The sequence below is a fragment of the Variovorax sp. M-6 genome (assembly GCF_052114385.1).
Lineage (GTDB): Bacteria > Pseudomonadota > Gammaproteobacteria > Burkholderiales > Burkholderiaceae_C > Variovorax.
Genome location: NZ_JBFREQ010000004.1, coordinates 1 through 13,468 on the forward strand (window position 1 = coordinate 1; position 13,468 = coordinate 13,468).

General features: G+C 67.8%; 13 protein-coding genes and 1 pseudogene. 7 read left to right on the top strand and 7 right to left on the bottom strand.

Annotated features, from left to right (window positions below; translation table 11 throughout):
• Window positions 1-504: pseudogene (locus AB4Z46_RS05865) on the bottom strand (hypothetical protein); the annotation flags it as partial.
• Between the two features lie 89 nt (window positions 505-593).
• On the opposite strand from AB4Z46_RS05865, the gene AB4Z46_RS05870 reads away from it, so the two are divergent.
• Genes AB4Z46_RS05870 through AB4Z46_RS05890 form a run of 5 tightly spaced genes read left to right on the top strand, consistent with a single transcriptional unit; the run spans window position 594 to window position 6,154 of the window.
• Entirely contained in the window at window positions 594-2,171 is a 1,578-nt protein-coding gene (locus AB4Z46_RS05870) for a 3-hydroxyacyl-CoA dehydrogenase (protein WP_442282546.1), read from the top strand.
• Between the two features lie 7 nt (window positions 2,172-2,178).
• Window positions 2,179-2,958, top strand: coding sequence for an oxepin-CoA hydrolase, alternative type (locus AB4Z46_RS05875; RefSeq protein WP_442282547.1), 780 nt, complete (start codon window positions 2,179-2,181; stop codon window positions 2,956-2,958).
• A 55-nt stretch (window positions 2,959-3,013) separates the two neighbouring features.
• Window positions 3,014-3,736, top strand: coding sequence for a Crp/Fnr family transcriptional regulator (locus AB4Z46_RS05880; protein WP_442282548.1), 723 nt, complete (start codon window positions 3,014-3,016; stop codon window positions 3,734-3,736).
• A gap of 10 nt (window positions 3,737-3,746) precedes the next feature.
• Window positions 3,747-4,835 (top strand): phosphotransferase, encoded by a 1,089-nt coding sequence (locus tag AB4Z46_RS05885; protein ID WP_442282549.1) that lies wholly within the window; start codon window positions 3,747-3,749, stop codon window positions 4,833-4,835.
• Window positions 4,836-4,879: 44 nt separating this feature from the next.
• Window positions 4,880-6,154 carry an acyl-CoA dehydrogenase family protein gene (locus AB4Z46_RS05890; protein WP_442282550.1) on the top strand — a complete coding sequence of 425 codons (1,275 nt, stop codon included), beginning with the start codon at window positions 4,880-4,882 and terminating at the stop codon, window positions 6,152-6,154.
• A gap of 51 nt (window positions 6,155-6,205) precedes the next feature.
• Here the strand turns inward: AB4Z46_RS05890 and AB4Z46_RS05895 are convergent, their stop codons facing one another.
• From AB4Z46_RS05895 to AB4Z46_RS05915, 5 genes are all read right to left on the bottom strand, one after another.
• The gene (locus AB4Z46_RS05895; RefSeq protein WP_442282551.1) at window positions 6,206-6,715 is read right to left on the bottom strand and encodes a GNAT family N-acetyltransferase; all 510 of its coding nucleotides are present in this window, start codon (window positions 6,713-6,715) and stop codon (window positions 6,206-6,208) included.
• 9 nt (window positions 6,716-6,724) lie between these two features.
• Window positions 6,725-8,059, bottom strand: a complete 1,335-nt coding sequence (gene glmM, locus AB4Z46_RS05900; protein ID WP_442282552.1) for a phosphoglucosamine mutase — start codon at window positions 8,057-8,059, stop codon at window positions 6,725-6,727.
• Complete coding sequence (folP, locus tag AB4Z46_RS05905) at window positions 8,056-8,859, bottom strand: dihydropteroate synthase (protein ID WP_442282816.1); 804 nt, start codon at window positions 8,857-8,859, stop codon at window positions 8,056-8,058. Before folP ends, glmM begins: the two co-directional genes overlap by 4 nt.
• Before the next feature lie 187 nt (window positions 8,860-9,046).
• The gene (gene ftsH, locus AB4Z46_RS05910) at window positions 9,047-10,963 is read right to left on the bottom strand and encodes an ATP-dependent zinc metalloprotease FtsH (protein ID WP_442282553.1); all 1,917 of its coding nucleotides are present in this window, start codon (window positions 10,961-10,963) and stop codon (window positions 9,047-9,049) included.
• Between the two features lie 148 nt (window positions 10,964-11,111).
• Window positions 11,112-11,780 carry an RlmE family RNA methyltransferase gene (locus tag AB4Z46_RS05915; RefSeq protein WP_442282554.1) on the bottom strand — a complete coding sequence of 223 codons (669 nt, stop codon included), beginning with the start codon at window positions 11,778-11,780 and terminating at the stop codon, window positions 11,112-11,114.
• Between the two features lie 20 nt (window positions 11,781-11,800).
• On the opposite strand from AB4Z46_RS05915, the gene AB4Z46_RS05920 reads away from it, so the two are divergent.
• Together AB4Z46_RS05920 and AB4Z46_RS05925 are read left to right on the top strand one after the other, a co-directional pair.
• Window positions 11,801-12,280 carry a YhbY family RNA-binding protein gene (locus AB4Z46_RS05920; RefSeq protein ID WP_442282555.1) on the top strand — a complete coding sequence of 160 codons (480 nt, stop codon included), beginning with the start codon at window positions 11,801-11,803 and terminating at the stop codon, window positions 12,278-12,280.
• Window positions 12,281-12,282: 2 nt separating this feature from the next.
• Window positions 12,283-13,047: a glycosyltransferase gene (locus tag AB4Z46_RS05925; protein WP_442282556.1), complete on the top strand. Its 765-nt coding sequence runs from the start codon at window positions 12,283-12,285 to the stop codon at window positions 13,045-13,047.
• Here the strand turns inward: AB4Z46_RS05925 and AB4Z46_RS05930 are convergent, their stop codons facing one another.
• A complete protein-coding gene (locus tag AB4Z46_RS05930) occupies window positions 13,048-13,461 on the bottom strand; it encodes a DUF4149 domain-containing protein (protein ID WP_442282557.1) in 414 nt (137 codons plus the stop codon).
• Window positions 13,462-13,468: the final 7 nt, after the last annotated feature.

The window sequence follows — 13,468 nt, forward strand, 5'->3', positions numbered from 1 at the left end:
GCTGCGCGGCTGCGCGCGCGGCGCCGAGGGGCCGGTGCGCCGCGCGGCAGGCGCTCCGACGCCGTCAGGTCCCGACGACCCGCCATCCCCCGCCGCACGGCGAGCGAGGGCGCGCGGCGCCGGCTGCGGCAGCGCGGGCGCCGCATCGGAAAAGCTCCGCGGACCGGGCGAACCCACCGCCGGGGTTGCGGCGTCGACCGGCACATCGGCCAGCAGCACGTAGTTGCGCGTGGACTTCGTGTCGCAGCCGGCGCGCACGTTCACCGTGACCACGGGTTCCTCGATCGGAACGGTGGAGCGAATACGCATGCGGGAGCCGCCGGCGGCAGAGCCCGGCTCGAGCGATACAGTCACACGGCGATCCGGGATCGCGGCGTCGCCTTGCAGTACCTCGGCCTCGAGACACAGGGAGCCGCTGGCTTCCGCGGCATCGAGCGAAAGCGGGATCACCACGTCCATCGGCTTGCCGATCCAGACGGCCCCTTGAGGCCGACCGATCGTCAAGGCGGAGGATTCAAGAGCGAGGCCGAAAATGAGCAGGCTCGCCGCAAGGCGTGGGAATTGCAAAATGGGTCGCGAATAGCAATCGAAAGTTGACACATTCTGACACGAGGGTCAGGGCGGATCATTCATCAAGGGACAATTATCAAATGACTGTGAACTATTCCAATGTCGGCGTCATCGGCGCCGGCGCCATGGGCCGAGGCATCGCCCAGATCGCTGCGCAGGCCGGAAGCCAGGTTCTGCTGCTCGACAGCTTCGAAGGCGCCGCGGTGCGCGGGCGCGACGCCATCCTCGCCCAGTGGCAAAAGCAGCACGAGAAAGGCAAGCTCGATGCCGCCAGCCGCGACACGCTCGCCGCCCGTGTGCAGGCAGTCGACTCGGTGCAGGCGCTCGCTGCCTGCGACCTGGTCGTCGAAGCCGTGGTCGAGGACCTGGAAGTCAAGCGCCAGCTGTTCCGCGAACTCGAAGCCGTGGTCTCGCCCGCGGCGACGCTGGCCACCAACACCTCCTCGCTGTCGGTCACCGCGATCGCGACAGCCCTGAAGCTGCCGGGGCGGATGGCCGGTTTTCACTTCTTCAATCCGGTGCCGCTGATGAAGGTGGTCGAGGTGGTGGCCGGCTTCAAGACCGAGCCCGAGGTCTGCCGGCAACTGGCCGGCTATGCCGCGCAGATGGGCCACAGCGCGGTGCAGGCCAGGGACACGCCCGGATTCATCGTCAACCACGCGGGACGCGGCTATGGCACCGAGGCGCTGCGCATCGCCGGCGAAGGCGTGGCCGACTTCGCGACCATCGACCGCATCCTGCGCGACCAGGCCGGATTTCGGCTCGGCCCCTTCGAGCTGCTGGACCTGACCGCGCTCGACGTCTCGCATCCGGTGATGGAATCGATCTACCGCCAGTACTACGAGGAGCCGCGCTTCCGACCCAGCGTCATCACGGCGCAGCGGCTGGCCGCGGGCGCACTGGGGCGCAAGTCCGGCGAAGGCTTCTATCGCTATCCCGATGGCGAGATGCAGAAGCCGCCCGAGCCGCCGGTGCCGGTGGTCGGTGCGATGCCGCCGGTCTGGGTCTCGCCGCGCGCGGCCCGGCGCCCCGAACTGCTTCGGCTGGTGCACGCGCTGGGCGCGCAACTCGAGAGCGGCGCCACGCCCTCGGACGCAGCGTTGATCCTGGTCGCGCCGCTCGGCTTCGACGTCACCACCGTGGCCGCGGTCGAACGGCTCGACGCCACCCGCACGGTCGGCATCGACCTGATGGTGGACGACGCAGCCACCAAGCGCCGCGTGCTGGCCACCAACCCGGCCACCCGGCGCGACATGCGCGACGCGGCGCACGCCCTCTTCGCCAGCGACGGCAAGGCGGTCAGCGTGATCCGCGACAGCGGCGGCTTCGTCACCCAGCGCGTGGTGGCGACGATCGTGAACATCGCCGCCGACATGTGCCAGCAGGGCGTCTGCTCGCCGGCCGACCTCGAACTCGCGGTCCGGCTCGGCCTCGGTTACCCGCAGGGTCCGCTGGCCATGGGCGACCTGTACGGCCCGACCAACATGCTGGAGGTCCTGTTCAACCTGCAAACCGTCTACGGCGATCCGCGCTATCGCCCCAGCCCATGGCTGCGCCGCCGCGGCGCCCTCGGCCTGAGCCTCACCCACCAAGAAGAGTAAGCACACCATGACCGCAGAACTGAAAAGCACCAGCGAAGGGGGCACCATGGTGCTCACGCTCTCCAATCCCTCGCAGCGCAATGCGCTGGGCCCCGAGATGTACGCCGCCGGCATCGAGGCGCTCAACGGCGCCGAGAGCAGCCAGGAGATCAAGAGCGTCGTCATCGTCGGCGAAGGCAAGTGGTTCTGTGCCGGCGGCTCGCTGCAGCGGCTGTCGGCAAACCGCGATCGCGAACCCTCGGTGCAGGCCGAGAGCATCGAGGCGCTGCACGCCTGGATCGACTCGATCCGGACCTTTCCGAAGCCGGTCATCGCGGCGGTCGAAGGCGCTGCCGCCGGCGCCGGTTTTTCGCTGGCGCTGGCCTGCGACTTCGTGGTGTCCGCACGTGATGCGGTGTTCGCCGCCTCCTACAGCAACGTGGGGCTCTCGCCGGACGGCGGACTGAGCTGGCACCTGGCGCGGGCCCTGCCGCGGCAGCTCGCGAGCGAATGGCTGATGCAGGGCGAGCGGCTGGAGCCGGCGCGCCTGCATGCGCTGGGGCTGGTCAACCAGCTCACCGAGAACGGCCAGGCCCTGGCCGCCGCGCTGGCGCTGGCGGCGAAGCTCAACGCGCGGGCCCCGAACGCGCTGGCCAGCATCAAGGAACTGCTGAGCGACGCGCGCGGCGCGACGCTGGTGTCCCAGCTGTCCCTGGAACGCGACCACTTCGTGCGCAACCTCCACCACGCCAACGCCGGCATCGGCATCGCCGCCTTCCTTGCCAAGGAGACGCCGCGCTACGAATGAGCCCGCGTCGCTCTCGTGACACCCCCTCGCCTTTCAGTCACCGACAGGACAGCCCATGGACGACCCCATTCTTACCATCGAAGAACGTGAAGCGATCAACGGTGGTCGCTGGTTTTCTTCCCTCTCACCCTCACTGCGCCACGACATCCTCCGATGTGCATTCGTCAAACGCTTCAAGGACGGCGAGCTGATCGCCGCTCGCGGCGATCCGCCCGAACAGTGGATCGCCTGCGCGAAGGGCGCGGTGCGCGTGAGCTCGACCGCGGTCTCGGGCAAGCAGGTGACGCTGACCTACGTGGAACCAGGCATCTGGTTCGGCGACGTGGCGATGTTCGACGGCGACCGGCGTACCCACGATGCGTACGCGCATGGCGAAACCACGATCCTGTGCGTGGCGCGCGCCGATTTCCAGAAGATCCTGTCGAACCACGTCGAGCTCTACGAAGCGCTGATGCGGCTGCAGGCGCGCCGCATCCGGCAGTTGTTCGGCCTGGTCGAGGACCTCAACACCCTGCCCCTGCGTGCGCGGCTGGCCAAGCAGCTGATCCACCTGGTACGCAGCTACGGCGTGCCGAACCTGGCGGACGGCAGCCAGATGCGCATCGGCCTGCATCTGGCGCAGGAGGAACTTGCGCAGCTGCTGGGCGCCTCGCGCCAGCGCGTGAACCAGGAACTCAAGGCCATGGAGCGCGAGGAAGCGATCCGCATCGAACCGGGCGGACTGGTGGTGCTGGACCGGGTCGCGCTGATGCGCATTTCCGAAGCCGACGAACAATAGAAATCGACACATGACCCAGGACTTCGACAACTTCGTCGGCACGCGTGCCGTCTCGCAACAACACCTCGTCGACATCGAGGCGCTGACCGCCTGGCTCGAGAAGAACCTGGACGGCTTCAAGGGTCCGCTCACGGTCGAGATGTTCAAGGGCGGCCAGTCCAACCCGACCTACAAGCTCGTCACGCCTTCGCAGAGCTACGTGATGCGCGCCAAGCCGGGCCCGGTCGCGAAGCTGCTGCCTTCGGCGCATGCAGTCGAGCGCGAGTTCAAGGTCATGCGCGGCCTGGCCGGCACCGACGTGCCGGTGCCGCGGATGTACTGCCTGTGCGAGGACGAGAGCATCATCGGCCGCGCCTTCTACGTGATGGAATTCATGGCCGGCCGCGTGCTCTGGGACCAGTCCCTGCCCGGCATGGACAACGCCACCCGTTCGGCCATCTACGACGAGATGAACCGCGTCATCGCGGCGCTGCACAGCGTGAAGTTCGCCGAGCGCGGCCTGGCCGACTACGGCAAGCCCGGGAACTATTTCGAGCGCCAGATCGGCCGCTGGAGCAAGCAGTACGTGGCCTCGGTCACGCAGCCGATCCCCGAGATGGACCGGCTCATGGAATGGCTGCCGGCGCACATTCCGGCCAGCGCCCGCGACGAATCCATGAGTTCGATCGTGCACGGCGACTTCCGCCTCGACAACCTGATGTTCCATGCCACCGAGCCGCGCGCCATCGCGGTGCTGGACTGGGAGCTGTCGACGCTGGGCCATCCGCTGGCCGACTTCAGCTACCACTGCATGTCGTGGCACATCCCGCAGGGCACCTTCCGCGGCATCGGCGGCCTCGACCTGAAGAGCCTCGGCATCCCGAGCGAGAGCGAGTACATCCGCCGCTACTGCGACCGCACGGGCCTGACGACGCCCGAGGCGCTGGCGCCCGACTGGAATTTCTACCTGGCCTACAACCTGTTCCGCATCGCGGCGATCCTGCAGGGCATCGCCAAGCGGGTGGAGGCCGGTACCGCATCGAGCGAACAAGCCGTGGCCTCGGGCCGCGGTGCACGGCCGATGGCCGAGATGGCCTGGCAGTTCGCCCAGAAGGCGTGACCGGCGCGCCGGCACCTGAACCCAATTACCCACCTGGAGACGACATGGACTTCGAATACTCGGCCAAAACCAAAGAGCTTCAAAAGCGCGTCAGCGCTTTCATGGACGACCACATCTACCCCGCGGAGGCCGCGTACTCGGCCGAACTGGCGGCCAACACCGCGGCCGGCAAGCGCTGGACCGCGCTTGAAACGGTCGAGAAGGTCAAGGCCAAGGCCAAGGCCCAGGGACTGTGGAACCTGTTCCTGCCGGTCGACAGCGCCGCCGCCTCGGGCTACGAGGGCGCCGGCCTGACCAACCAGGAATACGCGCCGCTGGCCGAGATCATGGGGCGCGTGCCATGGGCCAGCGAGGCCTTCAACTGCTCGGCGCCGGACACCGGCAACATGGAGACCATCGCGCGCTACGGCTCCGAGGAAATCAAGGCCCGCTGGCTCAAGCCCCTGCTCGAAGGCCAGATCCGCTCGGCCTTCGCGATGACCGAGCCCGATGTGGCATCCAGCGACGCCACCAACATCTCGACCCGTATCGAGCGCCAGGGCGACGAGTACGTCATCAACGGCCGCAAGTGGTGGATCTCGGGCGCGGCCGATCCGCGCTGCAAGGTCTTCATCACCATGGGCAAGTCGGAGCCCGACGCGCCGCGCCATTCGCAGCAGAGCATGGTGATCGTGCCGGCCGACGCCAAGGGCATCACAATCTTGCGCCCGCTCAACGTGATGGGCTATGACGACGCACCGCACGGCCACGTCGAGATGCTGTTCGAGAACGTGCGGGTGCCGGTCGGCAACATCCTGCTCGGCGAGGGCCGCGGCTTCGAGATCGCCCAGGGCCGCCTCGGCCCGGGACGCATCCATCACTGCATGCGCCTGATCGGCCTGGCCGAGCGTGCGCTCGAACTGATGTGCAAGCGCGCCTCCTCGCGCGTGGCCTTCGGCAAGACCGTCGCCTCGCAGACCGTGACGCAGGAGCGCATCGCCGAAGCGCGCTGCAAGATCGACATGGCGCGCCTGCTCACGCTCAAGGCCGCCTGGCTGATGGACGTGGCGGGCAACAAGGTCGCCAAGACCGAGATCGCGATGATCAAGGTGGTGGCACCGAACATGGCCTGCCAGGTGATCGACTGGGCGATGCAGGTGCATGGCGGCGGCGGCATGTGCGACGACTTCCCGCTCGCCTACGCCTACGCCGGCGCCCGCACGCTGCGCTTCGCCGACGGCCCGGACGAAGTGCACCGCAACGCGATCGCCAAGTGGGAGCTGGGCAAGTACGCGCCGGCCAAGGCCGGCGACGAAGCGATGCCCGTGACGCGATTCTGATCGGGCTGCACTGAATCGAGCCGCCGCACTCACGGGTGTCGGCGGCTTTTTTTACAGCTTTTTCTGCAGGAACATCGCCGAGCCGAAGGCAGGGTCCAACTGGTAGCTGGCGAAACCCTCGCGCTCGTAGGCCCGCAGCGCGCTGTGGTTGCCCGACAGCACCTCGAGCGTGAGCTTGCAGGCGCCGCGTGCGCGGGCCTCGGCCTCGACGCGCGCCAGCATGCGCTGCGCCACCCTTTGGCCGCGATGGCTGGCCAGCACGACAACGTCGTGCACATTGACCAGCGGACGGCAGGCGAAGGTCGAGAAGCCCTCGATGCAGTTGACCAGACCGACCGGCTGCTTGCCGTCGTAGGCCAGCACGCTGAAGGCCTGGGGCCGGGCCGCCAGCGCCTCGGGCAGGCCGGCCAGAACCTCCGGCGCCAGAGCCTCGCCACCGCCGGCCGGGTCGCGCGCATAGGCGTCCAGCAGGGACACCACCGCGTGCGCATGCGCCGGGTCGCGGTAGTCGGCCAGTACGAGGTCGATGGCGGGCGCGTCCACGCTCAGGCTCTTGTCCATGCCCTGCCCTTAGGCCGGCTTCAACGTGGCGGCGATGCGGCGCGCGCAGGCCTCGGCCTGGGCCGCATCGCGCGCCTCGACCATCACGCGCAGCAGCGGCTCGGTGCCGCTGGCGCGGATCAGCACGCGCCCGCCGTCGCCGAGCTCGGCCTCCACGCGTTCGCTTTCTGCGGCCAGCGCGGCATTGGCTTTCCAGTCCTGCCCATCGGCCAGACGGACGTTGATGAGAGTCTGTGGAAACAGGCTGACGCCGGCCAGCAGTTCATCGACGCGCCGGCCGCTGCGCACGCAGGCCTGCAGCACCTGGAGCGCGCTCACGATGCCGTCGCCGGTCGTGTGGCGGTCGAGCGCGAGCAGGTGGCCCGAGCCCTCGCCACCGAGCAGCCAGCCGCGCTTCTCGAGCGCTTCGAGCACATAGCGGTCGCCCACCTTGGCCCGCACGAACTCGATGCCCTGCGCCTTGAGCGCCACTTCGACGGCCTTGTTGGTCATCAGCGTGCCGACCACGCCCGCAGGTTTCTCGCCGCGCGCGATGCGCTCCATCACCATCAGGTAGAGCAGCTCGTCGCCGTTGAAGAGGCGCCCGCTGGCATCCACCAGTTGCAGCCGGTCGGCATCGCCGTCGAGCGCGATGCCGTAGTGCGCACCCTGGGCCCGCACCGTATCGATCAGTGCCTGAGGATGGGTGGCGCCGAAGCCCTTGTTGATGTTGAGCCCATCGGGCGAGCAGCCGATGCTGACCACGTCGGCGCCCAGTTCATGGAACACCTGCGGTGCCACCTGGTAGGCCGCGCCGTGGGCGCCGTCGACCACCAGCTTCATGCCGCGCAGCGTGAGATCGTTGGCGAAGGTGCTCTTGCAGAACTCGGTGTAGCGCCCGGGCGCGTCGTTGAGCCGGCGCGCCTTGCCGAGCTGGGCCGAATCGGCCCAGGCGGGCGTTTCCTCGAGCGCCGCCTCGACCGCCAGTTCCCACTCGTCGCTGAGCTTGGTGCCCTGGGCGCTGAAGAACTTGATGCCATTGTCGGGAAAGGCGTTGTGGCTGGCGCTGATCACCACGCCCAGGCTGGCGCGCTGCGCGCGCGTCAGGTAGGCGACGCCGGGCGTGGGCAAGGGTCCGAGCAACACCACGTCGACACCGGCCGAGTTGAAGCCCGATTCGAGCGCCGACTCCAGCATGTAGCCCGAGATGCGCGTGTCCTTGCCGATCAGCACGGTCGGCCGCGCCTCGGTCTTCTTGAGCACGCGGCCGACCGCATGCGCGAGCCGCAGCACGAAGTCCGGCGTGATCGGCGGTTGCCCCACCGTACCGCGAATGCCATCGGTACCGAAGTATTTTCTTGTCATTGCTCTCGATCCTCTTTTCGTTGTTGCTGCTTCATCGCCCGCCACACGGCCAGCGCGGAGACGGTCTCGCGCACATCGTGAACGCGCACGATCGCGGCGCCCCGCTCGACCGCCATTACGGCCGCCACCACGCTCGGCACCATGCGCTCGCCCGCCGACGCGATGCCGGTGGCGGTGCCGAGCGATGACTTGCGCGACCAGCCGGCCAGCAGGGGCCAGCCCGCGACGAGCAGCTCCCGCTGGCGCTCCAGCAGGGCGAAATTCTGTTCGACGGTCTTGCCGAAGCCGATGCCGGGGTCGAGCACGATGCGCGATGCGTCGACCTTCAGCGCCAGCAAGGCCTCGGCCCGCTGCTCGAGAAAGGCGCGGACCACGGGGACCACGTCGCCCTCCATCGGCGCCGCTTGCATCGTCTGCGGATCGCGGTGCATGTGCATCAGGCAGATCCCGCAGGCGGGATGCGCCGCCACCGCCTGCAACGCGCCAGGCTGCCGCAGCGCCCAGACGTCGTTGACGATGTCGGCGCCCAGCGCCAACACCGCGCGCATCACTTCGGGCTTGTAGGTGTCGACCGAGACCGGCACCCGCAGCGCCACCGCTTCGCGCACCACCGGCAGCACCCGCGCCAGCTCGGCGTCGAGCGGCACCGCGGGACTGCCGGGCCGGGTCGACTCGCCCCCGATGTCCAGGATGTCGGCGCCCTCCTCGACCAGTCGAACGCAGTGCGCGACCGCGGCCTCGGTCGATGCGTGCGCGCCGCCGTCGGAGAAGGAATCGGGCGTGACGTTGACGATGCCCATCACCTGCGGCCGCGCCAGATCGATGGCGAAGCGCGAGGTGCGCCAGATGCCTCGGCTCGTTGGGGGACCATCGTGCTGCCCACTGCGCAACGCGCTTGCCTGGGAGCGGCCCGGCGCTGCGCTCATGCCCTGCACCCGCCCAAGAAAAACGGGGCCAGAGGCCCCGTCGTTTGCCAGAGCGCCATGCTCAGGCGGCGGTCGGCGCCGGGTCGGGGTTCACCGCCGGCGTGCCGCCGCTGCCGCCATTGCCCGAAGGCGGAATGCGCGGCGTCCAGTCCTTGGGCGGACGCGGTGCGCGACCGGCCATGATGTCGTCGAGCTGTTCGGAATCGATGGTCTCCCACTCGAGCAGGGCCTTGGCCATCGAGTGCATCTTGTCGCTGTTCTCCTCGATCAGGCGGCGCGCCAGGGCGTACTGCTCGTCGATGATGCGGCGCACTTCGGCGTCGACCTTCTGCATGGTCGACTCGCTCATGTTGGTGGTCTTGGTGACCGAGCGGCCGAGGAAGACCTCGCCCTCGTTTTCGGCGTAGACCATCGGGCCCAGCGATTCGGTCATGCCGTAGCGCATCACCATGTCGCGGGCGATCTGGGTCGCACGCTCGAAATCGTTGCTGGCGCCGGTGGTCATCTGGTGCATGAACACCTCTTCGGCGATGCGGCCGCCGAACAGCATGCTGATCTGGTTCAGCATGTACTCGCGGTCGTAGCTGTAGCGGTCCTGCGCCGGCAGGCTCATGGTCACGCCCAGCGCACGGCCGCGCGGGATGATCGTCACCTTGTGCACCGGATCGCACTTGGGCAGCAGCTTGCCGATGAGGGCGTGGCCGGACTCGTGGTAGGCCGTGTTGCGGCGTTCTTCCTCGGGCATCACCATGCTCTTGCGCTCGGGGCCCATGAAGATCTTGTCCTTGGCCTTCTCGAAGTCCTGCATCTCGACCACGCGCGCATTGCGGCGGGCAGCCATCAATGCGGCCTCGTTGCAGAGATTGGCCAGGTCGGCGCCCGACATGCCGGGCGTGCCGCGCGCGATGACGCTGGGGTTCACGTCCTGGCCCAGCGGCACCTTGCGCATGTGGACATTGAGGATCTGCTCGCGGCCGCGGATGTCGGGCAGCGTGACATAGACCTGGCGGTCGAAGCGACCCGGACGCAACAGGGCGGCGTCGAGGATGTCGGGACGGTTGGTCGCGGCCACCACGATCACGCCGAGGTTGGTCTCGAAGCCGTCCATCTCGACCAGCATCTGGTTCAGGGTCTGTTCGCGCTCGTCGTTGCCGCCGCCCAGGCCGGCACCGCGCTGGCGGCCCACGGCGTCGATTTCATCGATGAAGATGATGCAAGGGGCGTTCTTCTTGGCGTTCTCGAACATGTCGCGCACGCGGGCCGCGCCCACGCCGACGAACATCTCGACGAAATCGGAGCCCGAGATCGAGAAGAACGGCACCTTGGCCTCGCCCGCGATGCTCTTGGCCAGCAGGGTCTTGCCGGTGCCCGGAGGGCCGACCAGCAGCAGGCCGCGCGGAATACGGCCGCCGAGCTTCTGGAACTTGGCCGGGTCCTTGAGGAAGTCGACCACTTCCTTGACCTCTTCCTTGGCCTCGTCGCAGCCTGCGACGTCGGCGAAGGTGACCTGGTTGCTGTTCTCGTCGAGCATGCGCGCCTTGCTCTTGCCGAAGCTGAAGGCGCCGCCCTTGCCGCCGCCCTGCATCTGGCGCATGAAATAGACCCAGACGCCGATCAGCAGCAGCATCGGGCCCCAGCTGACCAGCAGCGTCATGAGGAGCGAACCCTCTTCGCGCGGCTTGACGTCGAACTTGACGTTGTTGGCGATCAGGTCGCCGACCAGGCCGCGGTCGAGGTAGGTGGCGGTGGTGCGGATCTTCCGGTCGTCATTGGTGATCGCGACGATCTCGCTGCCACCCTGGCCTTCCTGGATCGTCGCGCTCTTGATGCGGTTGCCGCGAACTTCCTCGAGGAAGTCGCTGTAGCCGATGTTGCCGGCTCCGGCCACACCGCGGGTGTCGAACTGCTTGAACACAGTGAACAACACCATCGCGATGACGAGCCAAACGGCAACTTTGGAAAACCACTGATTGTTCAAACGAAGCTCCAGTCGGGGGCGCGCAAAAAATAAGAATCAAAAAAGCGCGCTGTGGGCGGCAATTGGCGCCTATTTTAGGCTTTTCAACCTGCGAAAACCCGTGAATTCCCTAGAGCAGCCATGGGGCACGAGCGGTTTTTGATACGTATCAATTGGTATCCAGGCTCTTGAGGCCGATGCCCACCATGAAGGTTTCGGACGATTTGTCGCGCGAAGCCTTGGGTTTGATAGGCTTCACGGTGCGGAAGTTGTCCTTGAAGAGCCGGGTGAGCTCCGCATAGCCGCTGCCGTGGAACAGCTTCGCGACCAGTGCGCCTTCGGGTTTCATGTGGTGGCGGGCGAAGTCGATCGCCAGCTCGATCAGGTGGGCGATGCGCGCCGTGTCCGCCGAAGCGATCCCCGACAGGTTGGGCGCCATGTCCGAGACCACGACGTCGGCCAGCCGGCCATCCATGGCGATGGCGAGCCGCTCCAGCACCTCGGCCTCGCGGAAGTCGCCCTGCAGGAAGGTGACCCCCTCGATCGGCTCCATCGGCAGGATGTCGAGCGCGATGATGGTGCCGGCCAGTTCGCCCGAAGCCGCCCCGGTGGGCGACATCCGCCGCCGCACGTACTGGCTCCAGGCGCCGGGCGTGGAGCCCAGGTCGACCACCAGGTGGCCGGGACGGATCAGTCCCAGCGTCTCGTCGATCTCCTTGAGTTTGTAGGCGGCCCGGGCGCGATAGCCCTCGCGGTTGGCCAGTTTGACGTAGGGATCGTTGAGGTGATCGTGCAGCCACGCCTTGTTGAGCTTCTTGGCTTTTGGTTTTGGATTCATTGACGCTCGATAATACGGGGATGCCCGCCATTCAACTTACCCCTGCTCAGCGCAAGGTGCACCGCTCCGAAGCGCACCATCTGGACCCGATCGTCATGATCGGCGGCGACGGGCTGACGCCGGCCGTCAAGAAGGAAGCCGACGCCGCGCTCAAGGCCCACGGCCTGATCAAGGTGCGCGTCTTCTCCGACGACCGCGCCGCACGCGAAGCGATGCTCCAGACCCTGTCCGACGAGCTCGACGCGGCGCCGATCCAGCACATCGGCAAGCTGCTGGTGCTCTGGCGGCCGATCCCCGAGAAAGAGCGCGCCATCGACGAGGACCGGATGCCCGGCCCGCGCGACGTCAAGGTCGTCAAATACAGCAAGCGCGCCGGCCAGCGGCCCGAGATCAAGACCCTGCGCGTGCTCGGCAACCAGCGGCTGACCCCCGGCGGCACCATCAAGCGCGCCAAGGCCAAGCGGCCGCTCTCGGCGAAGAAGCGGAACCAGGCAGACTGAGGATGCCGAGCGAGACAGCGAGCCAGCCGCGGCGGCACATCCTGTGCATGAAATGGGGCACCAAGTACGGGCCCGACTACGTCAACCGCCTCTACGCGATGGTGCGGCGCCACCTGAAGGGCGACTTCAGCTTCGTCTGCCTGACCGATGACCCCCAGGGCATCCGCAGCGAGGTCCAGTGCTTCCCGATCCCGCCGCTGGACCTGGAACTGGCGCCGGGCCAGCCGGACCGGGCCTGGAAGAAGCTGACCACCTTCGAGGCCGACCTGTACGGACTGCGCGGTACCGCGCTGTTCGTCGACCTCGACGTGGTGGTGGTCGGCAGCCTGGACGCCTTCTTCGAGCAGCCGGGCGAATTCCTCATCATCCACGACTACGAGCGCCCCTGGCGGCGCCGGCGCATCACCGGGAATTCCTCGGTGTACCGCTTCGAGATCGGCGCGCACCCCGATGTCCTGGCGCACTTCCGCCAGAACATGGATGCGGTACAGGCCGAACACCGCAACGAGCAGGCCTACCTGTCGGATTTCATGCATCGCAAGGGCAAGCTCGCCTACTGGCCCGAGGCCTGGTGCCCGAGCTTCAAGTACCACGGGATCCCGACCTGGCCGACCAACTACTGGCGCGAACCCTTCGTGCCGGAAGGCGCGAGGATCATGGTCTTTCACGGGGAGTGCAACCCGCCCGACGCCCTGGCCGGACGGCGCAACCGGCGCTTCCGGTTCATCCGGCCGGCGCGCTGGATCACGAGCTTCTGGAAGGCCTGATCAGGCCGATCGGCGTCCCATGCGCCACAGCAGGACGCCGGCGCAGAGCCACTGGCCCAGGTACATCGCACTGCCCAGCGAGTGCCACAGCTTGAGGTTCTCGCGCGCCAGGATGCGGGGCGCGACCGCGTACTGTTGCAGCAGCGCGAGCAGCAGCGCGGTGATGACGAGCCCGATCGCGGTGCGCGCCGGCCCTTCGATGCGCTCGCCGGCCTGCGCGCGGAAATGCACGAGCAGCAACAGCCCGCAGGCCAGCGCGACCCAGGTCTGGGCCGCGAACAGCTGGCCGGCGAAGTTGCCCGCCACGGCCGGATTGCCGAGCCGCGCGAACAGCATCGGCACGACCAGGAAGCCGATGGTCGAGAGACTGCCCCACCAGAACGCGGCGACGAGCAGTGCGATGCGGTCCTTCATGCGTCGC